Genomic DNA, 26,541 nt, shown 5'->3' with positions numbered 1-26,541 from the left:
GATTGCTGCCTGATGCTCCGGGCTATATGCCCTAAGGCAATTACGCCCAGAGCGTTCAGGCAGTCTTGCGATCGGAGGATTCAGCGCTTGAATACCTCGGTATTCGCCGGTCACGCGGTGAGCGACTGACGCGTCCGGGCGATCACCGCCTGCAGCGGTTCATGGCGGCTGTACTGTTCGTGGTACAGGCGTTCGGTATGGCAGGCAACGCCGTGTTCGTCTACCAAGGTAAAGCTGAAGCTGCCCTTGCGTGGGGCAACGATAAGGCACTTCAACGGCGAGAAGGCCTGGGAGAGGGTGCCAATGGCAGCCTGAATCTGATGATGAGTTTGCATATTGTTGGAGGTTCCTGCTTTAAACACGGGGGTTATGATCCGTGCATGATAGAAACGTTCCAGTGACGCCTTTATTAAGGGACGAACGAACCTGACTGGAACAGGGCAGCCAGAGGGGGCGCAATCAAATGTAGGCGCTTGGGCTGACTGGTAGGTACTTCGGAAGGCAGGCAGCACGCCGGGGCCAAGGTTCTAGGCCGTCGAGGTGGGATCCTGATCAATCTGTCATGTGATTCGTGCTTGCGCAGCGTAAGGCTGGCGAGTGAATCATTGAATGGGCCGGTCCTTGTTTCAGCAGGGACGCTCTTGGGGGGAGCGAGTCTGCAAGGACGCTTGCGGCCAGAATTGACTTTCAGCTTGGTACTAACGAGGGGCACCTTACCGGAAGTGCAGATGTTTGGCAAGCGCTACGTTTGTTCAGGTGAGCCGCGCAGTATGGCGCGAATTTTCGTTGCTGGGAAGAGGGGGTAAATGGCCCGAATGCCGGCCGATGTGCCCTTTTCGTGCACCCAAATGGAGGTTTATGGTGCACTTGTTCACATTCGGGGCAGCGCTTGTAACGGCCTGGTAACACCACCCGGCAGCCTCGCCAATGCCTTGACTGCGTGGTTAAGTCAATGAAAAAAAACACTATTTTTAGCTGGTGAAAAAATCGTCAGTTTGACCAAAGCCCCCAATTCACGGGGGTTTGAGGGGTGTGAGAGGGGGTTGTCCACCGAGTTATCCACAGGAACTGTGGATTGTCCCGAGCGCTTGCTCTAGCACGGGCGTGCCAGCAATGGGATGGACTGTCCGACAATTGCCATGCTCCAACAGACTGGTTGGTCATCCACCTGAAAACGTCAAGAAAAGATCATGGAATTTTTTTTCAATCCTCCAGAAATCGACAGGCCAGGGCGAAAAAAAAAGAGTAGAGTGGCGCGCCTTTCGAGTTACCAAACCTGTTGCTCATGAAGTTTCGCGGTAAAAACCTCGCCAGCCCTGCTGCATCGACACTTGCACCTCCCGCCAAACGCTTTTCCCTGAAAGTGGCCCTGTGGTTGCTCGACAGTCCGCGCCTGGGCGACAACCCTCAGGTCAAGCATCTGGCCGGGCGCTTGTTGAAGCAGCCGGCGCGCCAAGGTGTGGTTGTGGCGCAGAGCCGCCTGGGGCAGATGCTGTGCCGAGATTGTGGCAACGCCCGTGACCGGCGTATAGGCCATGAGCTGCTGCGTCAGGCTGCCCGCGCAGGGGATCGGCGGGCGCAGCTGGAATACGCCCGGCTGTGTCAGCACAACGAGCCGGAGCAGGCGCGCTATTGGCTTGAGCTTGCGGCAGGGCAGGGATCGCAGGAAGCGCGGCGGTTGTTGCGACAGTGGTTTCCTGCCTGAGCTTTTTTGCCTGCGCGGGCCCTTTTGCGAGCAATCACCTATGTGTGTTCACCACCGTGGTAGGAGCGGGTTTACCCGCGAATACGGTGGCGGCTGCGACGGTGAACGGCGGGTGGGGATTGGCCAGCAGGGCCGGCCCTTTCGCGGGTAAACCCGCTCCTACGGCGGCCTGTGTCCAACCCCCGATGCGTGTGTAGGAGCGGGTTTACCCGCGAATACGGTTGCGGCGGCAACGGTGAACGGCGGGTGGAAATTGGCCAGCAGGCCCGGCCCTTTCGCGGGTAAACCCGCTCCTACGGCGGCCTGTGTTCAACCCCCGATGCGTGTGTAGGAGCGGGTTTACCCGCGAATACGGTGGCGGCTGCGACGGTGAACGGCGGGTGGAAATTGGCCAGTAGGGCCGGCCTCTTCGCGGGTGAACCCGCTCCTACGGGCGACCGCGCGGGCTTTTCTTTCAGGCTTGCGCAGCGGGCTTGCCCGCGAAGAGGCGGATGCAGGCAACACACCCATCAGGCTGATAAGCTGCACTCAATTTGCATCAGAGCGTTCGGGGTAAGCATGACAGTGGATCTGGCCAGCATTCTGCTGGGCTTGGTGGCAGGCGCAATACCCTGCCTGGTGTGGGTCATGCAGGTGCAGCGCCGCCAAGGCGCCCGGCAAGCTGAGCAGGCCTTGCTCGAAGAACGCCTCAATGCAGCCCAGCTGGCCCAGGCCGGCCTGCAGGCGCAACTGGACGCCAGTCGCGACGAGGTCAGCGACCTCAGTGAGGCCAACGCCGTCAAGCAGGCCCAGTTGGCCGCCCAAAGCCGTGAGCTGGAGCTGCTGCAGATCGATCGCGACAACGCCCGTGACGCCGCCCACGCCTGGAGCCTTGAGCGCGCCAATCGCGAAGCCGAACTGCGTCGCCTGGAGGCGCAAACCGCGCGCCTGGACGCAGAACTGCGCGAACAGCAGGAAAGCCACCAGCAACGCCTGGAAGACCTGCAGGAGGCCCGTGACACCTTGCGCGCCCAGTTCGCCGACATGGCCACCAAGATCTTCGACGAACGCGAGCAGCGCTTCGCCCAGACCAGCCAGCAGCACCTTGGCCAGTTGCTCGACCCGCTCAAGGAGCGCATCCAGGCCTTCGAAAAACGCGTGGAGGAAAGCTACCAGCAAGAGGCCCGCGAGCGCTTCTCGCTGGGCAAGGAGCTGGAGCGCCTGCAACAGCTCAACCTGCGCCTGTCCGACGAAGCCACCAACCTTACCCAGGCCTTGAAGGGCCAGAAAACCCAAGGCAACTGGGGTGAGCTTATCCTCGAACGTGTGCTGGAACATGCCGGCCTGGAAAAGGGCCGCGAATACCAGACCCAGGTCAGCCTGAAAAGCGCCGACGGCGAGCGTTTCCAGCCGGATGTGCTGATCATGCTGCCCGGCGACAAGCAGGTGGTGGTGGACGCCAAGGTCAGCCTCACGGCGTACCAGCAGTTCGTTGCCGGCAACGACGAAGCTGCGCTCAAGCAGCATGTGCAGTCGCTGCGCAGCCACGTCAAAGGCCTGTCGAGCAAGGACTACAGCCGCCTCGAAGGCCTGCACAGCCTGGATTTCGTGTTGTTGTTCGTGCCCATCGAGGCGGCCTTTTCGGCGGCCCTGCAGGCCGAGCCGAACCTGTTCCAGGAGGCTTTCGACCGGCAGATCGTGATTGTCAGCCCTACCACGTTGCTGGCCACCTTGCGGGTTATCGACAGCCTGTGGAAGCAGGAGCGTCAAGGGCAGAACGCCCGCGAAATTGCCGAGCGGGCCGGCTGGCTCTACGACAAGTTCGTGCTGTTCATCCAGGACCTGGACGAGCTGGGCAGCCGCTTGCAGCAGGTAGACAAGGCTTATGCCGCCGCGCGCAACAAGCTGTGCGAAGGGCGTGGCAACCTGGTCAGCCGCAGCGAGCAGCTTAAGCTACTGGGCGCCCGTGCCAGCAAGAGCTTGCCGGCAGACCTGCTGGAGCGGGCGCTGTCCGATGAGGCGCTGCCCGAGGTAGCGGTTACTGAGCCAGGCTCAGATGGCGATTGAGCAGGGCGCGCAAGGCCGCGGGCTTGACCGGTTTGGCCAGGTAGTCCAGCCCTGATGCATGTACCAGAGCGATGGTTTCCTTGCTGCCGTCGGCGCTGATCACTACACCGGGTACCGGCTCACCCAGCCGTGCTCGAAGCCAGCCCATCAGCCCGGTACCGGTCTCGCCGTCGTCCAGGTGGTAGTCCACCAATGCCAGGTGCGGGCGCATGCCTTTGGCCAGCAGGGCTTCGCATTCGGCCTGGTTGCGCGCGGTCCATACCTGGCAACCCCAGCGGCTCAGCAGGCTGTTCATGCCGATCAGGATGCTGTCTTCGTTGTCCACGCAAAGCACTTGCAGCCCCGCCAGTGGCTGGCCGCCCTGTTGTTCTGCAGGCGCGCTTGGTGCCGCGTTGGCCTGGCGTGCAATCGGTACGCTGACGCGGAACACCGTGCCCTTGCCTGGCCATGAGCGCACTTCCAGCGGATGCCCCAGCACCCGACACAGACCGTCTGCAATGGCCAGGCCCAAGCCTAGCCCCTTCTCGGCACGGGTCTGGTGGCTGTCCAGGCGCTTGAACTCCTGAAAGATCACTTGCAGCTTGTCGTCAGCAATGCCCGGGCCACGGTCCCAGACCTCCAGCCACAGGCGCTCACCCTGTCGGCGCGCGCCTAGCAGGATCGGGCTCTTGCCGTAGCGCAGGGCATTGGTGAGGAAGTTCTGCAGCACCCGGCGTAGCAGTTTCATGTCGCTGTCCACCCTCAGGCGGCTGCCGCGCAGGCGGAACTCCAGGCCCTTCTCGGCCGCCAGCAACTTGAACTCGGCGCCCAGGGTGTCGAACAGCTCGTTGAGGGCGAAGGGTTTGGCATCCGGGGTGATCTTGCCGTTTTCCAGGCGCGAGATGTCCAGCAGGTCGCTGATCAGCTCTTCAGCCGAGCGCAGCGAGCTGTCCATGTGCTGTACCAACTGCCGGGCCTCTTCGTTCATGCCCTCGGCCTGTTGCGACAAGGCGGCAGAGAAAAGCCGTGCAGCGTTCAAAGGTTGCATCAGGTCATGGCTGACGGCGGCCAGGAAGCGGGTCTTGGAGTTGCTCACCGCTTCGGCCTGGCTCTTGGCTTCGGACAGCGCCTGGTTCAACTGCGACAGTTCGTGGGTGCGCTCCGCCACGCGTTGCTCAAGGCGTTCGTTGGCATCGCGCAGGGCCTGCTCGGCCTCGCGGAACGGGGTGATGTCGGTGAAGCTCATGACAAAGCCACCGCCCGGCATCGGGTTGCCGATCAGCTCGATCACCCGGCCATTGGGGAACAGCCGCTCGGAGGAGTGCGCGCGGCCCTGGCGCATCCAGTGCAGCCGCCGCGCCACATGCACCTGTGCCTCGCCGGGGCCGCACAGGCCGCGCTCGGCGTTGTAGCGGATGATGTCGGCAATCGGTCGCCCTACACTGATCAGCCCGTCCGGGTAGTTGAACAGTTCAAGGTAGCGGCGGTTCCAGGCCACCAGGTGCAGGTTCTGGTCGACCACGCTGATGCCTTGGTTGATGTTCTCGATGGCGCCTTGCAGCAGGGCGCGGTTGAACTGCAGCACCTCACTGGCTTCGTCAGCGATGCGCACCACGTCTTCCAGTTGCATGTCACGGCCTTCGATGGCCGCCTTGACCACCGCGCGGGTCGAAGAGGTACCGAGCACCCCGGCCAGCAGGCGCTCGGTGTGCTCGATCCAGTCGCCATCGGCGTTCTGGTTAGGGTTGAAGCCCTTGCCCTGGCGGTAGGCAAAGCGGATGAAGCTCTGCCGTGCGCGCTCTTCCCCGACAAAGCGCGAGGCCAGGGTCAACAGGTCGTCGATCTGCACCGCCAGCAGCGGCTTGCTGCTGGGCCGCGCGCTGGTCTGCTGGCCAATGAACCGGCCGGCCTGCCAGTGCTCGGAAACCCGTGTGCGCGACAGCACCGAGACCCAGGCGAACAGGGTGAAGTTGCCCGCCAGTGACAGCACCACACCTTGGGTCAGTGGACTGATCGGCAGGTTCAGCGGGTTGCCGTGCAGCCACGCCAGGCCAGGGAACAACTGCAACGACCAGCCCAGGCTGTGCGCGGCAATCGGCAGCACCAAGGTGTAGAACCACAGGAAAATGCCAGCGGCCAGGCCGGCGAACACACCGCGACGGTTGGCCTGCTTCCAGTACAGCGCGCCAAGCATGGCCGGGGTGAGCTGGGTCACAGCGGCAAAGGCGATCTGGCCGATGGTCGCCAGGCTGGCGGTGGAACCCAGCAGGCGGTAGCTGACATAGGCCAGCAGCAGGATCACCACGATGGTTACCCGGCGTACCGAAAGCATCCAGTGGCGGAACGCTTCGAAAGGCCGCTCGGCGTTATTGCGGCGCAGCAGCCAGGGCAGCAGCATGTCGTTGGACACCATGGTCGACAGCGCCACGGCCTCGACGATCACCATGCCGGTGGCCGCCGAGGCACCGCCGATGAACGCCAGCAGGGCAAGGCTCGGGTGCGCCTCGGCCAGGGGCAGGCTGATGACGAACGAGTCGGAGATCACCGTGCCGGGCAGCAGCATCTGCCCGGCCAGGGCAATCGGCACCACGAACAGCGCGGCCAGTGCCAGGTACATCGGGAATACCCAGCGCGCCAGGCGCAAGTCCTGCGGTTCGATGTTCTCCACCACGGTAACGTGGAACTGCCGGGGCAGGCAGATGATTGCCATCATCGCCACGGCGGTTTGCACCACCATGGAAGGCCAATTGATGGTTTCTTTCCAATAGTCCTGCAAGTGGATCGACTGGCGGGCCTGGCTGAACAGGTCGTCGAAACCGTCATACAGGTTGAAAACGATGAAGATGCCCACGGCAAGGAACGCCAGCAACTTGATCAGCGATTCGAAGGCAATTGCCAGGACCATGCCGCGGTGGTGCTCGGTCACATCCAGGCTGCGGGTACCGAAGACGATGGCGAACAGCGCCAGTACCAGCGATATCACCAGCGCGGTGTCCTGCACGCGGGTGCCGGTGGCGTCGGCGTTGGCGCCGATCAGCAGGTTCACGCCCAGTACGATGCCCTTGAGCTGCAAGGCGATGTACGGCAGCACGCCGACCAGGCAGATCAGTGCCACCACCACTGCCAGGGTCTGCGACTTGCCGTAGCGCGCGGCAATGAAGTCGGCGATCGAGGTGATGTTCTGCTGCTTGCTGATCAGCACCATCTTCTGCAGCACCCAAGGGGCGAAGATCAGCAGCAGTACCGGGCCCAGGTAGATGGGCAGGAACGCCCAAAGCTGTTCGGCGGCCTGGCCGACCGCGCCGAAGAAGGTCCAGCTGGTGCAGTACACGGCCAGCGACAGGCTGTACACCCAGGCACGCAGCTTTGGCGGCAATGGCGTGCTGCGGCGGTCGCCATAGAAGGCGATGGCGAACATGATGGCCATATAGGCCAGGGCGACCACGGCGATCAGCCCGCTGGACAACGACATGAAGACTCCGAAGCAAAAAGGTAACGCGGTCCCGATCAATCAGTCTGGCACGCAAGTGCCGCTTCGTCAGCGCAGACGATGGTTGTAGGAGCGGGTTCACCCGCGAATGGGCCGGAACAGGCAACATCAACCCCTGCGGGTGCCCAACCAATAGAACACCCCTGCCAGTATCACCGACAACACCAGCAGGTAGAAGACTGCCCCTGGCCACAGGTGTACCAGTGCAAACCCCACCATCACCGGCCCCAGCGCCGCCCCCAGGTTGGACAGGTTCTGCGCGCCGTAATACACCCCGCGCAAGTGCTCCGGTGCGATCAGGTCGATAAACATGTACTCGGCCGGGATCACGATGATTTCGCCCAGCGTGAACACCAGCATCGCCAGGCACCAGGCCAGTACCGAGCCCGCCAGCGCAAAACCCAGCAAGCCGGCGATGAACAGGCCCATGCCGGCCAACAGCCACGGCATCAGGCGCTGGCGGCTGATACGCCGGCCAATCAGGTACTGCAAGGCAATGACCGTCACGGCGTTGGTGGTGACCAGATAGCCGATCAGCCGTGCCGCTTCGGCCGGGTTGCTGGTGACCACCAGGTACTGGGACAGGTAGGCGGTGAACTGGCCGAACACCACCGCGCTCAGCACCCCACCCACGGTAAAGCACACCAGCCGACGATCCCGCGCCAGCCCCAGCGCCACTTGGCCGAAGCCGGCCGCAGGCTTGTCCGGCGCGCTGGCCTGCAGGCTGCGATCACCCAGGCGCCAATAAGCCAGGCACATGGCCAGGCCAAGCAGGGCAGAGGCGAGGAACGGCACATGGTCGTTCAGTTCAAGCATGGCCACGCCCAGCAACGGGCCGGCGGCGTAGCCGACGTTGCTGAGGGTGTACTTGATGGCGAACACCTCGGCCCGCTCATCCACCGGCAGTAACGCGCAGAAGCCTGCCTTGGCGGCGATATCGACCACTGCCAGGGCCAGGTTGATCAACACCAGACAGAAGAAGAACGGCAGTGCCGAACGGCTGGCGACCGCGCCGACGAAGGCCAGGGCGAACAGCAGGGTACTGGCGCTGACCAGCGTGTGGTTGCTCAAGGTGTCGACCAGATGACCACCGTAGAGACTCAACAGGGAGGCAACGATCAGCGCGCCACCGATCAGCAGGCCGATCTGGCTGATCGGCAGCTGGAAATTGTCGGCCAGGTAAACCACCAGGTAGGGCAGGGTGAGGGCGCGGGCGACGGTAAGCGTGAAGGTGGTGGTGAGCAGCAGGCGAACGGTGTGCGGATAGCGTTTTATGGCGGCGAGCATTGCCACGTCCTTGTTGTGCGGGTTTGCCGAGCACAAGCATAAGCCACATGCGGTCCTCCCGACACAAGGCCGTTTCGCCTACCAAAGGGCGACAGGCGGAGGATTGACAGCCCGCCAGGCTCAGGGAATACTCTCGAGAAATTCATATATATGTTTATATAACAAGACGAGAGCGAGACCCATGCACCCATTGACCGGTGATGCTCGACTGCCCCGCTACCAACAACTGCGCGATCACATGGTCGCGCAAATTGCCAACAACCGCTGGCGCCCGGGGGAAGCGATCCCCACCGAGGCAGCCTTGGCCACCGAATTCGACCTGTCGATCGGTACCGTGCGTAAAGCCGTCGATGTCCTGGTGGCCGAAGGCGTGCTGGAGCGCCAGCAGGGCCGCGGCACCTTCATTCGCCGCCCACAGTTCCAGTCGTCGCTGTTCCGCTTCTTCCGTTTCGAGGCCGCCAATGGCGAGCGCATAGTGCCGGAAAGCCGCATTCTCTCCATCGAGTCGCTGCCGGCGCCTTCCGCGGTGGCCGAGGCATTGGGCCTGGCAGGGGAGGCAGAAGTGATCCGCATCATTCGCACACGTCTGCTCGGCGCCCAGCCGGTGCTGGCGGAAGAAATCTGGCTGCCGCGCCAAACCTTCCAGCCGCTGCTGGACGTGGATCTGAACAGCGAGGGCCCGCTGCTGTACCCGATCTACGAAGCGCTGTGCGGTCAGGTGGTCGCCTACGCCGAAGAAACCCTGACCGCCGAAGCGGTTGACGCGGTGCATGGCCGCTTGCTGCAACTGCCGGCCGACAGCCCGGTGGTCGTGATCGAGCGCCTGGCCCGCGACTACGCCGGCAAACCTCTGGAATGGCGCCGCTCGCGCGGCCATGCGCAGCACTTCCGCTACCGCATCGACATTCGTTAAACCGGTCGCTTCACCCCTTTACCTGTCTGCGCCGTGCTACCACGGCGCAGTGGCTTCGCCTGCCCGTCACACCCACGACTAGAAGGATAACAATCATGTTCAGCTGGTATCGCGAGATCACCTCACGGGAACGCAAGACATTCTGGGCCTGTTTCGGCGGCTGGTCGCTCGATGCGCTGGAAGTGCAGATGTTCGGCCTGGCCATCCCCGCGTTGATTGCCGCGTTCTCCCTGACCAAGGGCGATGCCGGCCTGATCAGTGGCCTGACCCTGGTGACCTCGGCAATCGGCGGCTGGCTGGGTGGCACACTGTCCGACCGCTATGGTCGCGTCCGTACCCTGCAATGGATGATTCTCTGGTTTTCGTTCTTCACCTTCCTTTCGGCGTTCGTCACCGGCTTCTACCCGTTGCTGTTCGTCAAGGCCATGCAAGGCTTTGGCATCGGTGGCGAATGGGCAGCCGGCGCTGTGCTGATGGCCGAAACCATCAACCCCAGGTATCGCGGCAAGGTCATGGGCACGGTGCAGAGTGCCTGGGCTGTGGGGTGGGGCCTGGCGGTGGCATTGTTTACGCTGATCTACTCGCTGGTGCCGCAGGAGTTTGCCTGGCGGGTGATGTTCTTCGTCGGTCTGCTGCCGTCGCTGCTGATCATCTGGGTACGCCGCAACGTGCCTGAGCCGGACAGCTTCCAGCGCCTGCAGAAAGAAAAGGCCATCCCTTCCAGCTTCTTGCAGTCGATGGCTGGCATCTTCCGCCCGGAACTGCTGCGTGTGACCCTGCTGGGCGGCTTGCTCGGCCTGGGTGCACACGGTGGCTACCACGCGGTGATGACCTGGTTGCCGACCTTCCTCAAGACAGAGCGCAACCTTTCGGTGCTGAACTCGGGCGGTTACCTGGCGGTGATCATCCTGGCCTTCTGGTGCGGCTGCGTGGTCAGCGGCCTGCTGATCGACCGTATTGGCAGGCGCAAGAACATCCTGCTGTTCGCCCTGTGCTGTGTACTGACCGTGCAGGCCTACGTGTTCTTCCCGCTGACCAATACCCAGATGCTGTTCCTCGGCTTCCCGCTGGGCTTTTTCGCCGCCGGCATCCCGGCCAGCCTGGGCGCGTTTTTCAATGAGCTGTACCCGGCTGACGTGCGCGGCGCCGGGGTGGGCTTTTGCTACAACTTCGGTCGCGTGCTGTCGGCCGTGTTCCCGTTCCTGGTCGGGCACATGAGCGAGTCGATGTCGCTGGGCAGTGCCATCGGCATCGATGCCGGCATCGCCTATGGCGTTGCGGTGATCGCAGCCCTGTGCCTGCCCGAAACCCGTGGCCGCAACCTTGAATCTGCACCTGCGCCGGAAACGGCCGGTGCCGTCGCCAAGTAATCTGAACCTGTTTGTATGAGAACCATGCCCGACGCACCCGCTTTGCACCTGACTGCCATCGACAGCCACGCCCACGTGTTCAGCCGTGGGCTGAACCTGGCCAGCCAGCGGCGTTATGCGCCCAGCTACGATGCCCCGCTGGGCGACTACCTGGGCCAACTGCGGGCCCATGGTTTCAGCCATGGCGTACTGGTCCAGCCCAGCTTCCTGGGTACCGACAACCGCTACCTGCTCAGCGCCTTGCAGACCGTGCCAGGGCAACTGCGCGGGGTGGTGATGCTGGAGCGGGATGTCGAGCGGGCGACCTTGACGGAAATGGCCCGGTTGGGAGTCAGGGGGGTACGCCTCAACCTCATGGGGCAAGACATGCCTGACCTGACCGGCGCGCAGTGGCGGCCCCTGCTGGAGCGCATCGGCGAGCAGGGTTGGCACGTGGAACTGCACCGTCAGGTGGCGGACATTCCAGTGCTGGTGCGGGCATTGCAGCCCTATGGGCTGGACATCGTGATTGACCATTTCGGCCGGCCAGATGCCCGCCTTGGCCTGGGCCAGCCGGGGTTTGCCGAACTGCTGACCCTGAGCGGTCGGGGCAAGGTGTGGGTGAAGGTGTCCGGCATCTACAGGCTGCAGGGCTCGCCGGAGGAGAACCTGGCATTCGCCCGTCAGGCGCTGTGCGCGCTGGAAGCCCATTACGGCGCAGAGCGGTTGATGTGGGGCAGTGACTGGCCGCATACCCAGCATGAGTCGGAGGTCAGTTTCGGCACCGCTGTCGAACAGTTCGAGGCCTTGGGTTGTTCAGCGCCGTTGCGCCAGGCACTGTTGCTGGATACCGCGCGGGCGTTGTTTGGCTTCGAGTGACCTAGCGCCAGTGCTGCAACTGCCAGCAGGTCCTTGAACGCAAGCTTGTGTGGTCATGCCTGAGCCGGTGCTTGCCAGCCAGCGCATTTCCCATGCAGATTTGTGGCCCGGCGCGCTTGGCGAGCCTCCAATTGAAAAGCCCTCAGGACCAAGGACGATGAGTCACTCTTCGCAATTCACCTTGCTCGGCAAGCGGCGTTTCCTGCCGTTTTTCATCACTCAGTCGCTGGGTGCCTTCAACGACAACCTGTTCAAGCAGTCGCTGATCCTGGCGATTTTGTTCAAGCTCAGCCTGGGCGATGGTGACCGATCGATCTGGGTCAACTTGTGTGCCTTGCTGTTCATCCTGCCGTTTTTTCTGTTTTCGGCGCTGGGCGGGCAGTTTGGCGAGAAGTTCGCCAAGGATGCGCTGATCCGGGCAATCAAACTGGCCGAAATCGTGATCATGGCGATTGGTGCGCTGGGCTTTGTCACCAACCATCTGGCGCTGATGCTGGTGGCGCTGTTCGGTATGGGGACGCACTCGGCGCTGTTCGGCCCGGTGAAGTATTCGATCCTGCCGCAGGCCCTGCGCGAGGAAGAGCTGGTGGGCGGTAACGGGCTGGTGGAAACCGGCACCTTCCTCGCCATCCTCGCCGGCACCATCGGCGCGGGCATGATGATGTCGGCCGACAGCTACGCAACGGTGGTAGCCGGTGGCGTGGTCGGCACGGCGGTACTCGGCTACCTCGCCAGCCGCTGGATCCCTCGGGCGGCTGCCGCCTCGCCGCAAATGCCGCTGGACTGGAACATCTTCAAGCAGTCGTGGGTGATCTTGCGCATGGGCCTGGGCCAGCCGCCGGCGGTGTCGCGTTCGATCGTCGGCAACTCGTGGTTCTGGTTTGTCGGCGCCATCTACCTCACGCAGATTCCGGCCTATGCCAAGGATTGGCTGCACGGTGATGGCACGGTAGTGACCCTGGTGCTGACCCTGTTCTCGGTGGGCATTGCCCTGGGCTCGCTGCTGTGTGAGCGGCTCAGTGGACGCAAGGTGGAAATCGGCCTGGTGCCGTTCGGCTCGTTCGGCCTGACCCTGTTCGGCCTGCTGTGGTGGTGGCACTCCGGTGATGTACCGGCTGCAGCAGCGCCGCACGACTGGCTGGCACTGCTGGGCATGAGCCAGGCCTGGTGGATCTTGCTGTCGATCATTGGCCTGGGTGTGTTCGGCGGCTTCTACATCGTGCCGCTGTATGCGTTGATCCAGGCCCGCACGGCCGAGGACGAGCGCGCCAGGGTGATCGCGGCCAACAACATCCTCAATGCCTTGTTCATGGTGGTGTCGGCGGTGCTCACCATCATCCTGCTAGGCGTGGCCAAGCTGAGCATCCCGCAGCTTTTCCTGGTGGTGTCGCTGCTCAATATCGCGGTCAACACCTATATCTTCAGGATCGTGCCTGAGTTCACCATGCGTTTCCTGATCTGGCTGCTCAGCCATTCGATGTACCGCGTGCAGCACCGAGACCTTGAGCGCATCCCCGACGAAGGTGCAGCGTTGCTGGTGTGCAACCACGTATCGTTCGTCGATGCGTTGCTGCTGGGCGGGGCCATACGCCGGCCGATCCGCTTTGTCATGTACTACAAGATCTACAACCTGCCGGTGCTCAACTTCGTGTTTCGCACTGCCGGTGCCATCCCGATTGCCGGGCGTAACGAAGACCAGGCGACGTACGAGCGGGCCTTCGCGCGCATTGCCGAATACCTGGCGGATGGTGAACTGGTGTGCATCTTCCCGGAAGGCAAGCTGACGGGCGATGGCGAAATCGATGTCTTCAAGGGTGGGGTCAGCCGCATTCTCGAAGAAACGCCGGTACCGGTGATTCCGCTGGCCTTGCAGGGGTTGTGGGGTAGCTTCTTCAGCCGTGACCCGGCCAAGGGCTTCTTCAAGCGCCTGTGGTCGCGGGTGACCATCGTGGCAGGCGCCGCCATCCCGGTGGAGGCGGCGCAGCCCGAGGTGTTGCGCGAACAGGTCAGCCGCCTGCGCGGCCCTCTGCGATAGGGGTTAGCTGGCGCTGACTTTCAGGCCGACAAGGCCGCAGACGATCAGCGCCACACTGACCAGCCGCACCAGGGCCATGGACTCGCCGAACAGAATGATCCCGGCGATGACCGTACCGACTGCGCCTACGCCGGTCCAGATGGCATAGGCGGTGCCCAGCGGCAACTCCTTCATGGCCAGGCCCAGCAGGCCCAGGCTGATGACCATGGCGCCGACGGTAAGGACAGTGGGTAGCGGTCGAGTGAAACCGTCGGTGTATTTGAGGCCGACGGCCCAGCCAACCTCGAACAGGCCGGCGAAAAACAGGATGATCCAGGACATGAGTGTGTCTCCATCGTTTGAATGATGGGGCCGTCCCCGGAGTGGTCACGCGGTGCGTCGTGAGGTCGTCCTCACAGTGGGCACCATGGTGCCTGTCTGCGGCCTTCCGGGCAAGTCAACGCCTGCTGGCCAATTTCCACCCGTCGTTCACCGTTGCCGCCGCTACCGTATTCGCGGGTAAACCCGCTCCTACACCTGATCGGGGGGGCACACATTGGTGATTGGGCGCAGGGCGTCGTAGGCGCGGGTTTACCCGCGAAGAGGCCGGTGCTGGCAGAAACGCTTCAAGCCAGCACCGCAACTCATACCCGTCAGACCCCTTGCGGGATCTCTTCCCCACCCAGCGCCTCGAACAGCACCGGCAGGAATTCGGCAAAGGTCATCATCATCAACTGGAAGCTGGCATCGAACTGCTGCGCAGCCTCATCGCCACCGTCCTGCTCGGCCTGCTCCTGCAGCAGTTCTTCGAACTTCAGGCGCTTGATGACCATCTTGTCGTCGAGGATGAACGACAGCTTGTCTTGCCAGGCCAGGGCCAGCTGGGTCACCACTTTGCCGGTGCTCAGGTGCAGCTGGATCTCTTCGCCAGTCAGGTCCTGGCGCTTGCAGCGTACGATACCGCCATCTTCGGCGGTGTCGCGCAGCTCGCACTCGTCCAGCACATAGAAGCCTTCGGCGGCTTGCTGCGACTTGACCCAGTCGGTCATGGTGGCCACTGGCGCAATCTTCACCGTGGCCGGGCGCACGGGCAGCGAGCCCATCACTTCACGCAGGGTCGACAGCAGGTCTTCGGCGCGCTTGGCGCTGGCCGAGTTGACCAGGATCACGCCCAGGCGCGGGGCAATGGCAGCGAAGATCAGCGAGCGGCGGATGAACGCACGCGGCAGGAACGCCTGGATGATTTCGTCCTTGATCTGGTCGCGTTCCTTTTTATAGACCTTGCGCATTTGCTCGGTCTCGATCTCTTCGACCTTTTCCTTGACCGCGTCGTTGACCACGCTGCTCGGCAGGATGCGTTCTTCCTTGCGCGCGGCAATCAGCAGGTACTCGCCGCTGACATGCACCAGGGGAGCGTCTTCGCCTTTGCCGAACGGCGCGACGAAACCATAAGTGGTCAGCTCCTGGCTGGCGCAGGGGCGGGCCGGCTTGCTGGCCAGGGCGGCTTCCAGCGCTTCAGGCTCGAACGGAACTTCCTGGGTCAGGCGGTAGGTCAGCAGGTTCTTGAACCACATGAGGGGCAATCTCTCCTTAATGCATAAGGCGGGCATTATTCTCCGAGCGGTGAATTGAGGCCAGCCCTGTCAGAGGGCCAGCAGTGGCTTATGCATGAAAGAATCGCCCGACAACGCTAGGTCTTTGAAAGGCCTGAGGTTTTTTTTGCAAAAAGTTTAAAAAGTGCTTGCCAGGGTGTGGGGCGCTCCGTAGAATGCGCGCCACACCGAGACGAAGGGTGATTAGCTCAGCCGGGAGAGCATCTGCCTTACAAGCAGAGGGTCGGCGGTTCGATCCCGTCATCACCCACCACTCGATGTATAGCGCAGCGGTAGTTCAGTCGGTTAGAATACCGGCCTGTCACGCCGGGGGTCGCGGGTTCGAGTCCCGTCCGCTGCGCCATATTCCACTTCCAGGGCCCACTGAACACCCGGAAGTAACAAAGAAAGCGACCTTAGGGTCGCTTTTTTTGTGCCTGATTTTTGGTGTTTGACCGAAGTGTGAAAAAACTTCGATAAGTGCTTGCCAGAGCGCCAAGTCGCCCGTAGAATGCGCGCCACACCGAGAGACATGGGTGATTAGCTCAGCCGGGAGAGCATCTGCCTTACAAGCAGAGGGTCGGCGGTTCGATCCCGTCATCACCCACCACTCGATGTATAGCGCAGCGGTAGTTCAGTCGGTTAGAATACCGGCCTGTCACGCCGGGGGTCGCGGGTTCGAGTCCCGTCCGCTGCGCCATATTCCACTTCCAGGGCCCACTGAACACCCGGAAGTAAAAAAGAAAGCGACCTTAGGGTCGCTTTTTTTATTTCTGCATCATGCGATCGTCTCCGCCCCTCTGCAACAAGGGGCTAGCTGCGCCACTCTTCTTCCCGCAGCGTCAGCACCTCAAACCCGTCCTCGGTCCCCGGCCGTGCCTTGAGCGTATCGACGATGAACGCCTCGGCGCGGTCGTTGATCTGCATCGTGGTCACATCGGGGCGGATGAAGCTGTCGAGTTTGGCAAACACCTGGGTCAGCAACTGACCGGCGCGGCGCGTCAGTCGAGTTGGGCGGGGGGCTTGAGGATCACCTGGGACATGGGGGGAGGGCAGTTGCTCATGCTGGAAATTGCCCCAGCAAAGCGCCTGGGAGCGTGAGGTTGCCACCGCATGGTGCGTAACCTGTGCAGGCCTCTTCGCGGGCACGCCCGCTCCTACAGGTACTGCGCCGCCCTCAGGCCTTGCGATATCCCTGTGGGAGCGGGCATGCCCGCGAAAGGGCCGGTATAGCTGGCCCATAAATTGCTGATCTACTCTCACCCCGGGCTGTCAACGTCGACAGCCCTCACCACTTCACGACAAAGGCGCCGTGTTGCCCCGCTTGCATCAGCATGCAGGGCAGCCGGCGCCTTTTTGCGTTTTCCACAGGAGCCCGCCCATGGCCAACAGCGAAGTACGCAGCGTCTGCCCCTACTGCGGCGTGGGCTGCGGCATCGTCATGAGCGTTGCCGATGGCAAGGTCGGCAAGATCAGCGGCGACAAGCTGCACCCGAGCAACTTTGGCCGCCTATGCACCAAAGGCCTCACCGCACACCAGCCACTGAGTGCCAGCGGGCGCATGGCCGACGCCTACCTGCGCCAGCAACGCAGCCAGCCGCCAGTGCGCACCAGCATGGACCTAGCCATCGCTGCCACTGCCGAGCGTCTGCGCAGCATCATCGACCAGCACGGCCCGGATGCCGTGGCGCTGTACGTGTCCGGGCAAATGTCGCTGGAGGCTCAGTACCTGGCCAACAAGTTGGCCAAGGGCTTTATCCGTACGCGCCACATCGAGTCCAACTCGCGCCTGTGCATGGCCAGCGCCAGCAGTGGCTACAAGCTGTCGCTTGGCGCCGATGGCCCACCTGGCAGTTACCAGGACTTCGAGCACGCCGACGTATTTCTGGTGATCGGCGCCAACATGGCCGACTGCCACCCGATCTTGTTCCTGCGCCTGCTTGATCGGGTCAAGGCCGGTGCGAAGCTGATCGTCGTCGACCCACGGCGCAGCGCCACCGCCGACAAGGCCGACCTGTTTCTGCAGGTGCGCCCCGGCAGTGACATGGCCTTGCTCAACGGCCTTTTGCACCTGCTGCATCGCAACGGCCACACCAACCCCGATTTCATCGCCCGCCACACTGAAGGCTGGGACGAACTGCCGGCCTTCCTCGACGACTATACCCCCGAGCGCGTCGCCGCCATCACCGGGCTGGCCGAGGCCGATATCATCAAGGCCGCCGAATGGATCGGCAGCGCCAACAACTGGATGAGCTGCTGGACCATGGGCTTGAACCAGAGCATACACGGCACCTGGCACAGCAACGCCATCTGTAACCTGCACTTGGCCACGGGTGCCATCTGCCGCTCCGGTAGCGGCCCGTTCTCGCTGACCGGCCAGCCCAATGCCATGGGCGGCCGCGACATGGGCTACATGGGCCCCGGCTTGCCAGGCCAGCGCTCAGCGTTGGTGGAAGATGACCGCGCGTTCGTCGAACGGCAGTGGCAACTGCCACCCGGCAGCCTGCGCAGCGAGGGCGGCGAGGGTACGGTGGCGCTGTTCGGGCAGATGAAAGCCGGTGAAGTGAAAGCCTGCTGGGTCATCTGCAGCAACCCGGTAGCCAGTGTCGCCAACCGCCAGCAAGTGATCGACGGCCTGCGCAAGGCCGAACTGGTCATTACCCAGGACGCCTTCCTCGACACCGAAACCAACCGCTACGCCGACATCCTGCTGCCGGCCGCGCTGTGGGCCGAAGGCGAGGGTGTGATGATCAACAGCGAGCGCAACCTGACCCTGATGCCACGCGCTGTCGAGCCCCCCGGGCAAAGTCTGCCGGACTGGCAGATCATTGCCCGCGTAGCGTGCGCCATGGGCTATGCCGACGCCTTCGACTACCCCAATGCCGAAGCGGTGTATGAGGAAATACGCCGCTTCCACAACCCTGTTACCGGTTATGACCTGCGCGGTATCGGCTATGCCGAATTGCGTACGCAGCCGCGCCAGTGGCCCTGTGCACCGGGAAGCGAACAGCATCGCAGCCCGCTGCGCTACCTCAACGACGGCAGCAGCCAGGCGCTACTGCTCGATGCCCGGGGTAGGCGGCCGGCACTGGCCTTCCCCACCGCCAGCGGCAAGGCGCGCTTCTTTGCCCGGCCCTGGTTGCCGGCAGCGGAAGTGCCGGACGATGACTACCCCATGGTGCTGAATACTGGGCGTGTGCAGCACCAGTGGCACACGTTGACCAAGACCGGCAAGGTGCCGGCGCTGAACAAACTGGAGCCCGGCCCCTACCTTGAGATTCACCCCGAGGATGCCGCCCGGCTGGGTGTCGCTGAAAAGGACCTGGTGGCCGTTCGCTCGCGCCGGGGGCAGGCCGTGTTGCCGGCGCGCATCAGTGACCGGGTCATGCCGGGCAACTGCTTTGCGCCGTTTCACTGGAACGACCTGATCGGCGAGCAATTGGCGATCAATGCCGCGACCTGCGATGCGGTCGACCCGCTGTCGCTGCAGCCTGCCTTCAAACACTGTGCCGTAGCCCTGGAGCGGGTCGCAGGCGAGCGCATCGACGCCCTTGATCTGAACACTGCCACTGTAGAGCCTGTCCGCATGCCGACCGCCACCCTGTCCCGTCTGCTTGGCCTGCACACTTTGCCGGTTCCGGTGCTGGCCGAAGAAGAGCGTCATTACCTGCAAGGTTTCCTGCTGGGCCTGGACCAGGCCCGCGCCGAGGGCGTACCCCGCCTGCCGGCCAGTGCGCCGCTGGCTGCCAGCCGTCGTTTGTTTGTCGACGGCTTGCTGGCCGGGCTGTTCGCCCAGCCTGCAACTGCACCCATCGCGGCACAGGCCGCGCCATGGCATCAGGTGCTGTGGGCCTCGCAGACCGGCAATGGTGAGCAGCTGGCGGAACGCTGTGCCGCGCGCCTGCGCGGTGCCGGTCTGAACGTGCAACTCAGCTGCCTGGAGGCGGTCAGCCCAAGCCAGCTGCAGGGTGCTGCCAGTGTGGTGTTGATCGCCAGCACCTTTGGCGATGGCGACGCGCCCGACAGCGGCGCGGCCTTCTGGCAGGCTTTGCAGGGCGAGGAGGGCGCTCACTGCGCCGGGCTGCCCTATGCCGTACTGGCCCTGGGCGACTCCAGTTACGACCAGTTCTGCGGTTTTGGCCGCAAGCTCGACCAGCGCCTGGCCGAGCTGGGAGGGCATCGCCTGCTGCCGCGGGTGGACTGCGAGCCAGACTTCGACGAAGCCTTTACCGGCTGGCTCGAAGCGTTATTGCCTGCACTGGGCACTGCCACAGCGCCGCCTCCGGCGAGTGAACCTGCACCCGTATCGACCTTCAGCAAGCAGCAACCCTGGATGGCCACCGTACTGGAAAACCGCCTGCTCAATGGCCCCGGCGCCAGCAAGGAAACCCGTCAGCTGGTCTTCGATCTGGGCGGCAGCGGCTTCAGTTACGCTGCCGGCGATGCCCTGGGCGTATGGCCGCGCAACTGCCCGGCCCTGGTAGAAGAGCTGCTGACACTGATGCAGCTCGATGGCCAGGCTATGGTCGAGCTTAAAGGTCATAGCGCCATGCCATTGGCCGAAGCCCTGCAAACACACCTGGAAATTGCCAAGGTCACTGCGCAACAACTGCAGGCATTTGCCAGCAACGCGCCTGACCTGCAGCGCTTGCTGCAGCCTGAATGCAAGGCCGAGCTGCAAGATTGGCTGTGGGGCCGGCAGTTGGTCGATGTGCTGCGCGCCTTCCCCCAGCAGTTGTCGCTGGCCAGCTGGCTGGAATTGCTCAAGCCATTGCAGCCGCGGCTCTATTCGATCAGCTCCAGCCCGCTGGCGCACCCAGGCCAGGTGCATCTGACGGTATCGACGGTGCGTTATGGCGAACGTAAAGGCGTGTGCTCAAGCTTTCTTGCCGACCGTGCGCAGGTGCAAAAGGTGGCGATCTTCCCGCAGGTGTCGAAGCACTTTCGCTTGCCCGAGGACGACAGCGTGCCGGTGATCATGGTGGGCCCTGGTACCGGCATTGCACCGTTCCGTGCGTTCCTCGAGGAGCGAGAGGCACGGGGCGCAAAAGGCGACAACTGGCTGTTCTTCGGCGAGCAGTATGCAGCGACCGATTTCTATTACCAGGAGCAGTTGCAGGCCTGGCAAGCGGCGGGGCATCTGCGGCTGGACACGGCGTTCTCGCGGGACCAGGTCGAGAAGATCTATGTGCAGCAGCGCATGCTCGAGCAGGGTGCGCTGTTGTGGCAATGGCTGGAGGCGGGGGCGTATTTCTATGTGTGTGGCGATGCGCAGCGCATGGCCAGGGATGTGGATGCGGCGTTGCGGGTGATCGTCGCCGAGCATGGCCGGATGGATGCGGCGGCGGCTGCGGCTTATGTCGAAGGCTTGAGCAAGGCCAGGCGTTATCGGCGCGATGTGTACTGAAGTGCTCCAAGATGGGGTGTTGTGCACCTTGAATGTGCATTGGCTGGGCGGGCCCAGCGCAAGTGTAGGAGCGGGTTTACCCGCGAAGAGGCCGACACAGGCAACCCACGCAACCCAGGCAACCCAATTGGCACGCTCCCTGCTTAACCTCGGATACAACAAAGCCCACTGATCAACGGCGATCAACCGGGCCCCCTACCGTGATGAATACAGGCAAAGGCGCCTGGAGCTTCGGCTCCAGGCGCTTTTTTTTTGATCGAGGATCGGCTTATGAAGGCAACAGCGAGCAGCGGGCAACGAGAGCGACTGGTCATCGTCGGCAACGGCATGGTCGGCCACCATTGCGTCGAACAACTGGTCAGTCGCGGCGCCCTGCAGCGCTTCGAGGTGCGGGTATTCGGCGAAGAGCGCCAACGCGCGTATGACCGCGTGCACCTGTCCGAATACTTCGGCGGCAGCTGTGCCGAAACCCTGGCCCTGTGTGAGCACGATTTCTACGAGGCCAATGGCGTGCACCTGCACCTGGGTGAGGCCGTGCTGGAGATCGACCGCGAGCGCCGCGAAGTCGTCACTGCCGAAAGTCGCTATGGCTACGACCAACTGGTGCTGGCCACCGGCTCCTATCCCTTCGTGCCGCCGATCGAAGGCTCCAGCGGCAATGCCCGTCTGGTCTACCGCACCCTGGACGACCTCGATGGCATTCGTGCTGCCGCAGCCGGTGCCCGCCGAGGGGTGGTGGTCGGCGGTGGCCTGCTTGGCCTGGAAGCGGCCAACGCCCTCAAGTCGCTGGGGCTGGAAGCCCACGTGGTGGAATTCGCCCCACGGCTGATGCCGGTACAGCTGGACGGCGAGGGCGGTGCCGCGTTGAAGGCGCAGATCGAAGCACTGGGTGTGGGGGTGCACCTGTCACGCGCCACCCAGTCGGTCAGTGCCGGTGAAACCTACCGCTACCGCATGAACTTCGACGGCGGTGAGCACCTGGAAACCGACCTGATCGTGTTCTCCGCCGGTATCCGCCCACAGGATGCACTGGGCCGGGGTTGCGGCCTGGACATCGCCGCGCGCGGTGGCGTGGTCATCGACAACCACTGCCGCAGCAGCGACCCACGCATCTTCGCCATCGGCGAGTGCGCCTCGTGGAACGGCAGCGTGTTCGGCCTGGTCGCCCCGGGCTACAGCATGGCGCGCAACCTGGCCGGGCTGCTGATGGGCGAGGCGGCAGTGGCGTTTACCGGCGCCGATATGTCGACCAAGCTCAAGCTGCTGGGTGTGGATGTCGGTTCGATCGGCGATGCCCACGGTGCCACGCCGGGCGCGCGCAGCTATCGCTTCATCGATGAAGCCAACAGCGCTTACCGCCGTTTGGTGGTGGATGCCAGCGGCAAGCACGTGCTCGGCGCGGTGCTGGTCGGCGACAACAGCTATTACGACACCCTGTTGCAGTACGCCCAGAACGGCATCGCCCTGCCGGCCGACCCGGCAGCGCTGATCTTGCCGCAAGGCGGTGGTGCGCCGGCCCTGGGCGCCGATGCGCTGCCCGACAGTGCGACCATCTGCTCCTGCCACAACGTCAGCAAGGGTGCGGTGTGCGCCGCGATCGACAGTGGCTGCAGTGACCTCGCTGCGGTCAAGGGCTGCACCAAGGCCGCGACCGGCTGCGGTGGTTGCGCGGCCCTGCTCAAGCAAGTCTTCGAGCACGAGCTGACGGCCCGCGGTGTGGCGGTGGACAAGAGCCTGTGCGAGCACTTTGCCTACACCCGGCAGGAGCTGTACGGGTTGGTGCGGGTGGAGGGTATCCGCACCTTCAGCGAACTGCTCGAACGCCATGGCAAGGGCCATCTGGGTTGTGACATCTGCAAGCCGGCGGTGGGCAACATTCTCGCCTCGTGCTGGAACCAGCCGATCATGGACCCGGCGTTGGTGCCGCTGCAGGACACCAACGACACCTTCATGGCCAACATGCAGAAAAACGGCACCTATTCGGTGGTGCCGCGCATTCCCGGTGGTGAAATAACCCCCGACAAACTCATCGTCATCGGCCAGGTGGCCAAGAAATACGACCTGTACACCAAGATCACCGGTGGCCAGCGCATCGACCTGTTCGGCGCCCAGTTGCACGAGCTGCCGCTGATCTGGGGCGAACTGATCGAGGCCGGTTTCGAAACCGGCCACGCCTACGGCAAGTCGACCCGCACGGTGAAGTCGTGCGTGGGCAGCACCTGGTGCCGTTACGGCGTGCAGGACAGTGTCGCCATGGCCCTGCGCCTGGAAGATCGCTACAAGGGCCTGCGCAGCCCCCACAAGCTCAAGTTCGCGGTATCGGGTTGCACCCGTGAATGCGCCGAGGCGCAGAGCAAGGATATCGGCGTTATCGCCACCGACAAGGGCTGGAACCTGTACGTGTGCGGCAACGGCGGCATGCGCCCGCGGCATGCCGAGTTGTTCGCCACCGACCTGGACGACGAAACCCTGGTACGCCTGATCGACCGCGTGCTGATGTTCTACATCCGCACGGCCGACAAGCTGCAGCGCACCTCAGTGTGGCGTGAAAACCTGGAAGGCGGGCTGGACTACCTGAAGCAGGTGATCATCGACGACAGCCTGGGCCTGGCCAACGAGCTGGAAGCGCAGATGCAGCATGTGGTCGACCAGTATGAATGCGAATGGGCCAATGCCCTCAACGACCCCGAGAAGCTCAAGCGCTTCCGTACCTTCGTCAACGACCGACGCGCCGACCCGGACGTGCACTTCGTGCGCGAACGCGAACAACGCCGGCCCGCTGCACCGCTGCACCTGATCCCAACTGTCGAGGAGGCTGTCTGATGAACCTGGCCAATGTTGCTGTGAACACGCAAGAAAACTGGCAGACGGTGTGCCAGGCGCAAGACCTGGTGGCCGATTCCGGGGTCGTGGTTTGGCTCGATGGGGCCCAGGTGGCGTTGTTCTACCTGCCGGGGCAGGCGCAGCCGTTATACGCGGTGGACAACCGTGACCCGCGCTCCGGCGCCAATATCATCGGCCGTGGGCTGGTGGGCAGTGTGCAGGGCGAGCTGGTGGTGGCGGCGCCGTTGTACAAGCAGCATTTCAGCCTGCTGAGTGGGGAGTGCCTGGAGGATGCCGGGCAGAGGTTGCGGGTGTGGCCGGTGCGGTTGAAGGGGGAGGCGGTGGAGCTGGCGGTGGCCTGATACCCCTTTGCTGCCTGTGCCGGCCTCTTCGCGGGCAAGCCCGCTCCTACGGAATCTGCACCGCCTTCAAATACGGCGCTGCACCTGTGGGAGCGGGCTTGCCCGCGAAGAGGCCAGCACAAGCCGACTAGATAACCAACCCCTGCGGCGTGCGCCCGGCAAACACATCCACCAGGCTGGCCACCACCATCTCGCCCATGCGCGTGCGTGTCTGTACCGTGGCACTGGCGCGATGGGGTTGCAGGACTACATCTTCACGCTCGAACAACGCCTCGGGCGCTCGCGGTTCATCGGCAAACACGTCCAGCGCCGCGCCAGCGATCTCGCCAGCCTGCAGCGCGGCGATCAACGCAGGCTCATCTACCAGCTTGCCGCGTGCGATGTTGATCAGGTACCCCTCGCTGCCCAACGCCCGCAGCACGTCGCGATTGATCAGCGCCTCGCCCTTGTCAGCCGCCGCCGCGAGGATCAGCGCATCGCTGTCCTTGGCCAACTGCAGCAGATCTGCCTCGAACCCGTAGGGCACATCCAGCGCCTGTAGATCGGTGTAGCGGATCGGGCAACCGAAGGCTGCCGCCCGCTGTGCTACCGCCCGACCGACCCGGCCCATGCCGACGATGCCCACGCGCATGCCCGACACCTGCCGGGCCAGTGGCAGCGGTGCCAGGGGCGTGGTGCTGGTGGCCCAACGGCCGGCGCGAACGAAGCGGTCACCGGTGCAGATACCCCGGCACAAGCCGATCAGCAGGCCGATGGCAAGATCGGCGACGTCCTCGGTGAGCGCACCGATGGTCGCCGTCACCTGGATGCCGCGATCGCGGGCATAGGCCAGGTCTACCGCGTCGGTGCCGACGCCATTGACGGCGATCACTTCGAGGTTGGGCAGGCGCGCCATCAGCGCCTGGCTGATGCCGGTGTGGCCGCCGGTGATCACGCCGCGAATATTGCCAGCATGCTGGCTGACGTAGGCCTCCTTGTCGGCCTGTTCGTAGTAGCGGTGTACGGTGAACAGCTGTTCCAGGCGCTCACGGATCTGCGGGATCAGGATAGGGCTCAGTTGCAGGACTTCTGGTTTCATCGGTCACTCCATCATAAACAGGGATCAGCCACGGCCAACGAATGGCATGTTGCTGGCCATCACGGTCATGTTCAGTACGTTGGCGTCGAGCGGCAGCGCTGCGATGTAGCGCACCGCATCGGCCACATGGCGCACGTCGAGCATCGGCTCGGCGGCGATCTCGCCATTGGCCTGGCGCACCCCCCGGGTCATGCGCTCGGACAACTCGGTCAGGGCGTTGCCGATGTCCACCTGGCTGCACACGATGTTGTAAGGCCGACCATCCAGCGCCAGCGCCTTGGTCAGGCCCAGTACCGCATGCTTGCTGGCGGTGTAAGGTGCGGTGAACGGGCGTGGGGTGTGCGCCGAGATCGAGCCGTTGTTGATGATCCGCCCGCCTTGCGGCTGCTGGCGGCGCATCAGGCCGAAGGCGGCGCGGGCGCACAGGAATACACCATCGACGTTGGTGGCGATGACGTTGCGCCAGTTCTCCAGCGGCAGCTCGTCGACGGGTACAGCGGGGGCGTTGATGCCGGCATTGTTGAACATCACGTCGAGGCGGCCATGCACCTCCTCGATGGTGGCGAACAACTGCGCAACGCTTTGCTCATCGCGCACGTCAGTGGGAACGGCCAAGGCCTCACCGCCCGCTGCTTGCGCTTGCTCGACGACGGCTTGTAGCGGTTCGGCGCGGCGCCCGGCGAGGACCAGGCTGAAGTTGTCCTCGAGCAGGGCGAGGGCGACGGCACGGCCGATGCCACTGCCAGCACCGGTGACCAGCGCGACTTTCTTGTTTTGGCTCATCGATAGGCTCCAACAGGTTTAGGCGGCGTTGGCGGTATGCCCGGCAGGGCGAGGACCGACGTGCAGGTGCAGCTCGCCAATACCGTCGATCCCGGCGTGTATCGTGTCGCCCGGGTTCAGCGGGGCCACGCCGGGCGGGCTGCCGGTCATGATCAGGTCGCCCGGGCGCAGTGGCAGTTGGCGAGACAGCCTGCTGATCACTTCGGCCAATGCCCAGGTCTGCTGGCTGAGGTGTGCCCGTTGGCGCTCCTGGCCATTGACCTGCAGCCATAGGGACGCATCCAGCGGCCAGTCGCATTCGCTGGCGGGGACGATGGCGGTCATCGGTGCCGAAGCCTCGAACACCTTGGCGCCTTCCCACGGCAGGCCCTCGGCCTTGGCCTTGCGCTGGTGATCGCGACGGGTCATGTCCAGACCGGCGGCAAAGCCGAACACGTGCTCCAGGGCATGCTCGCTGGCGATGTTGGCGCCGCCTTTGGCGATGGCCGCGACCAGCTCGATTTCATGGCAGAACTCGTCGGTCTGCGGCGGGAAGGGCAGTTCGCCCAGTGCCTCGACCACGTTGCTTGCCGGTTTCATGAAAAACACAGGCTCCTGCGGCGCCGCGCCGTAGGATTCCGGCCACGGGTAGTTGCGGCCGAGGCAGAACACCCGGCCGACCGGGAAGCGCGCATCGCTGCCGCGGATCGGCAGGCTGACGATGGCCGGCGGGTTGAACAGGTAGGTCATGGGTGGATCCTCCGTACTGGAGTGGACAGCGTATCCAGCGGCTGGCCGGCAAAGTTGGACGAAAACGGGGTTGGGTTGGACTATCCAAGGCACCTGTACCGGCCC

At 63.7% G+C, this 26,541-nt stretch carries 17 protein-coding genes, 4 tRNA genes and 1 pseudogene; 13 read left to right on the top strand and 9 right to left on the bottom strand.

Going from position 1 to position 26,541, the window contains the following annotated elements; genetic code table 11:
• Window positions 1–110: 110 nt before the first annotated feature.
• On the bottom strand, window positions 111–335 hold the full coding sequence (locus AC3RCM_RS21280; protein ID WP_010952743.1) for a hypothetical protein: 225 nt from the start codon (window positions 333–335) through the stop codon (window positions 111–113).
• A 950-nt stretch (window positions 336–1,285) separates the two neighbouring features.
• On the opposite strand from AC3RCM_RS21280, the gene AC3RCM_RS21275 reads away from it, so the two are divergent.
• Both AC3RCM_RS21275 and AC3RCM_RS21270 read left to right on the top strand, forming a co-directional pair.
• Entirely contained in the window at window positions 1,286–1,705 is a 420-nt protein-coding gene (locus AC3RCM_RS21275) for a tetratricopeptide repeat protein (RefSeq protein WP_014592081.1), read from the top strand.
• A 672-nt stretch (window positions 1,706–2,377) separates the two neighbouring features.
• Complete coding sequence (locus tag AC3RCM_RS21270) at window positions 2,378–3,751, top strand: DNA recombination protein RmuC (protein WP_162497237.1); 1,374 nt, start codon at window positions 2,378–2,380, stop codon at window positions 3,749–3,751.
• Here AC3RCM_RS21270 and AC3RCM_RS21265 read toward each other — a convergent pair.
• Window positions 3,723–7,202, bottom strand: coding sequence for a hybrid sensor histidine kinase/response regulator (locus tag AC3RCM_RS21265; protein ID WP_409322327.1), 3,480 nt, complete (start codon window positions 7,200–7,202; stop codon window positions 3,723–3,725). The genes AC3RCM_RS21270 and AC3RCM_RS21265 overlap by 29 nt on opposite strands.
• Window positions 7,203–7,328: 126 nt before the next feature.
• Entirely contained in the window at window positions 7,329–8,507 is a 1,179-nt protein-coding gene (locus tag AC3RCM_RS21260) for an MFS transporter (protein WP_010952748.1), read from the bottom strand.
• 181 nt (window positions 8,508–8,688) lie between these two features.
• Here AC3RCM_RS21260 and AC3RCM_RS21255 point away from each other — a divergent pair, with 181 nt between their 5' ends.
• The 4 genes from AC3RCM_RS21255 to AC3RCM_RS21240 all read left to right on the top strand — a co-directional run bounded on the left by AC3RCM_RS21255 (window position 8,689) and on the right by AC3RCM_RS21240 (window position 13,683).
• Window positions 8,689–9,420, top strand: coding sequence for a GntR family transcriptional regulator (locus AC3RCM_RS21255; protein WP_020189988.1), 732 nt, complete (start codon window positions 8,689–8,691; stop codon window positions 9,418–9,420).
• Window positions 9,421–9,515: 95 nt separating this feature from the next.
• Window positions 9,516–10,790: an MFS transporter gene (locus AC3RCM_RS21250; protein ID WP_014754228.1), complete on the top strand. Its 1,275-nt coding sequence runs from the start codon at window positions 9,516–9,518 to the stop codon at window positions 10,788–10,790.
• 24 nt (window positions 10,791–10,814) lie between these two features.
• On the top strand, window positions 10,815–11,648 hold the full coding sequence (locus AC3RCM_RS21245) for an amidohydrolase family protein (protein ID WP_064491467.1): 834 nt from the start codon (window positions 10,815–10,817) through the stop codon (window positions 11,646–11,648).
• 157 nt (window positions 11,649–11,805) lie between these two features.
• Window positions 11,806–13,683, top strand: a complete 1,878-nt coding sequence (locus AC3RCM_RS21240) for an MFS transporter (RefSeq protein ID WP_049587237.1) — start codon at window positions 11,806–11,808, stop codon at window positions 13,681–13,683.
• A 3-nt stretch (window positions 13,684–13,686) separates the two neighbouring features.
• On the opposite strand, the gene sugE is transcribed toward AC3RCM_RS21240, so the two are convergent.
• Window positions 13,687–14,004, bottom strand: a complete 318-nt coding sequence (gene sugE / locus AC3RCM_RS21235; protein ID WP_010952753.1) for a quaternary ammonium compound efflux SMR transporter SugE — start codon at window positions 14,002–14,004, stop codon at window positions 13,687–13,689.
• Window positions 14,005–14,315: 311 nt separating this feature from the next.
• Window positions 14,316–15,236, bottom strand: coding sequence for a recombination-associated protein RdgC (gene rdgC / locus AC3RCM_RS21230; RefSeq protein ID WP_492629132.1), 921 nt, complete (start codon window positions 15,234–15,236; stop codon window positions 14,316–14,318).
• Between the two features lie 216 nt (window positions 15,237–15,452).
• On the opposite strand from rdgC, the gene AC3RCM_RS21225 reads away from it, so the two are divergent.
• From AC3RCM_RS21225 to AC3RCM_RS21210, 4 genes are all read left to right on the top strand, one after another.
• Window positions 15,453–15,528, top strand: a tRNA-Val gene (locus tag AC3RCM_RS21225).
• A gap of 13 nt (window positions 15,529–15,541) precedes the next feature.
• Window positions 15,542–15,618, top strand: a tRNA-Asp gene (locus AC3RCM_RS21220).
• Between the two features lie 170 nt (window positions 15,619–15,788).
• Window positions 15,789–15,864 (top strand) — tRNA-Val (locus AC3RCM_RS21215).
• A 13-nt stretch (window positions 15,865–15,877) separates the two neighbouring features.
• Window positions 15,878–15,954 (top strand) — tRNA-Asp (locus AC3RCM_RS21210).
• Window positions 15,955–16,115: 161 nt separating this feature from the next.
• Here the strand turns inward: AC3RCM_RS21210 and AC3RCM_RS21205 are convergent.
• Window positions 16,116–16,297 (bottom strand): annotated as a pseudogene (locus AC3RCM_RS21205) (type I methionyl aminopeptidase); the annotation flags it as partial.
• 338 nt (window positions 16,298–16,635) lie between these two features.
• Between AC3RCM_RS21205 and AC3RCM_RS21200 the strand changes: the two are divergent.
• From AC3RCM_RS21200 to nirD, 3 genes are all read left to right on the top strand, one after another.
• On the top strand, window positions 16,636–20,661 hold the full coding sequence (locus tag AC3RCM_RS21200) for a bifunctional nitrate reductase/sulfite reductase flavoprotein subunit alpha (RefSeq protein ID WP_492629131.1): 4,026 nt from the start codon (window positions 16,636–16,638) through the stop codon (window positions 20,659–20,661).
• A 270-nt stretch (window positions 20,662–20,931) separates the two neighbouring features.
• On the top strand, window positions 20,932–23,484 hold the full coding sequence (gene nirB / locus AC3RCM_RS21195; RefSeq protein ID WP_064493499.1) for a nitrite reductase large subunit NirB: 2,553 nt from the start codon (window positions 20,932–20,934) through the stop codon (window positions 23,482–23,484).
• Entirely contained in the window at window positions 23,484–23,846 is a 363-nt protein-coding gene (gene nirD / locus AC3RCM_RS21190) for a nitrite reductase small subunit NirD (protein ID WP_064493500.1), read from the top strand. The genes nirB and nirD overlap by 1 nt, the downstream gene beginning before the upstream one ends.
• 127 nt (window positions 23,847–23,973) lie before the next feature.
• On the opposite strand, the gene AC3RCM_RS21185 is transcribed toward nirD, so the two are convergent.
• The 3 genes from AC3RCM_RS21185 to AC3RCM_RS21175 are packed head-to-tail and all read right to left on the bottom strand — an operon-like array spanning window position 23,974 to window position 26,436.
• Window positions 23,974–24,924 carry a 2-hydroxyacid dehydrogenase gene (locus AC3RCM_RS21185; RefSeq protein WP_064493501.1) on the bottom strand — a complete coding sequence of 317 codons (951 nt, stop codon included), beginning with the start codon at window positions 24,922–24,924 and terminating at the stop codon, window positions 23,974–23,976.
• Between the two features lie 24 nt (window positions 24,925–24,948).
• Window positions 24,949–25,707, bottom strand: coding sequence for an SDR family oxidoreductase (locus tag AC3RCM_RS21180; protein WP_064493502.1), 759 nt, complete (start codon window positions 25,705–25,707; stop codon window positions 24,949–24,951).
• Window positions 25,708–25,725: 18 nt separating this feature from the next.
• Entirely contained in the window at window positions 25,726–26,436 is a 711-nt protein-coding gene (locus AC3RCM_RS21175; RefSeq protein WP_064493503.1) for a fumarylacetoacetate hydrolase family protein, read from the bottom strand.
• Between the last annotated feature and the right edge of the window lie 105 nt (window positions 26,437–26,541).

Source organism: Pseudomonas sp. GW823-FHT05G12 (assembly GCF_058795575.1).
This window is presented reverse-complemented; position numbering and strand designations above follow the sequence as displayed.

Coding starts and splice junctions, on each gene's coding strand:
- AC3RCM_RS21280 (WP_010952743.1), bottom strand. CDS start 335: ATGCAAACTCATCATCAGATTCAGGCTGCCATTGGCACCCTCTCCCAG.
- AC3RCM_RS21275 (WP_014592081.1), top strand. CDS start 1,286: ATGAAGTTTCGCGGTAAAAACCTCGCCAGCCCTGCTGCATCGACACTT.
- AC3RCM_RS21265 (WP_409322327.1), bottom strand. CDS start 7,202: ATGTCGTTGTCCAGCGGGCTGATCGCCGTGGTCGCCCTGGCCTATATG.
- AC3RCM_RS21260 (WP_010952748.1), bottom strand. CDS start 8,507: ATGCTCGCCGCCATAAAACGCTATCCGCACACCGTTCGCCTGCTGCTC.
- AC3RCM_RS21255 (WP_020189988.1), top strand. CDS start 8,689: ATGCACCCATTGACCGGTGATGCTCGACTGCCCCGCTACCAACAACTG.
- AC3RCM_RS21250 (WP_014754228.1), top strand. CDS start 9,516: ATGTTCAGCTGGTATCGCGAGATCACCTCACGGGAACGCAAGACATTC.
- AC3RCM_RS21245 (WP_064491467.1), top strand. CDS start 10,815: ATGCCCGACGCACCCGCTTTGCACCTGACTGCCATCGACAGCCACGCC.
- AC3RCM_RS21240 (WP_049587237.1), top strand. CDS start 11,806: ATGAGTCACTCTTCGCAATTCACCTTGCTCGGCAAGCGGCGTTTCCTG.
- sugE (WP_010952753.1), bottom strand. CDS start 14,004: ATGTCCTGGATCATCCTGTTTTTCGCCGGCCTGTTCGAGGTTGGCTGG.
- rdgC (WP_492629132.1), bottom strand. CDS start 15,236: ATGTGGTTCAAGAACCTGCTGACCTACCGCCTGACCCAGGAAGTTCCG.
- AC3RCM_RS21200 (WP_492629131.1), top strand. CDS start 16,636: ATGGCCAACAGCGAAGTACGCAGCGTCTGCCCCTACTGCGGCGTGGGC.
- nirB (WP_064493499.1), top strand. CDS start 20,932: ATGAAGGCAACAGCGAGCAGCGGGCAACGAGAGCGACTGGTCATCGTC.
- nirD (WP_064493500.1), top strand. CDS start 23,484: ATGAACCTGGCCAATGTTGCTGTGAACACGCAAGAAAACTGGCAGACG.
- AC3RCM_RS21185 (WP_064493501.1), bottom strand. CDS start 24,924: ATGAAACCAGAAGTCCTGCAACTGAGCCCTATCCTGATCCCGCAGATC.
- AC3RCM_RS21180 (WP_064493502.1), bottom strand. CDS start 25,707: ATGAGCCAAAACAAGAAAGTCGCGCTGGTCACCGGTGCTGGCAGTGGC.
- AC3RCM_RS21175 (WP_064493503.1), bottom strand. CDS start 26,436: ATGACCTACCTGTTCAACCCGCCGGCCATCGTCAGCCTGCCGATCCGC.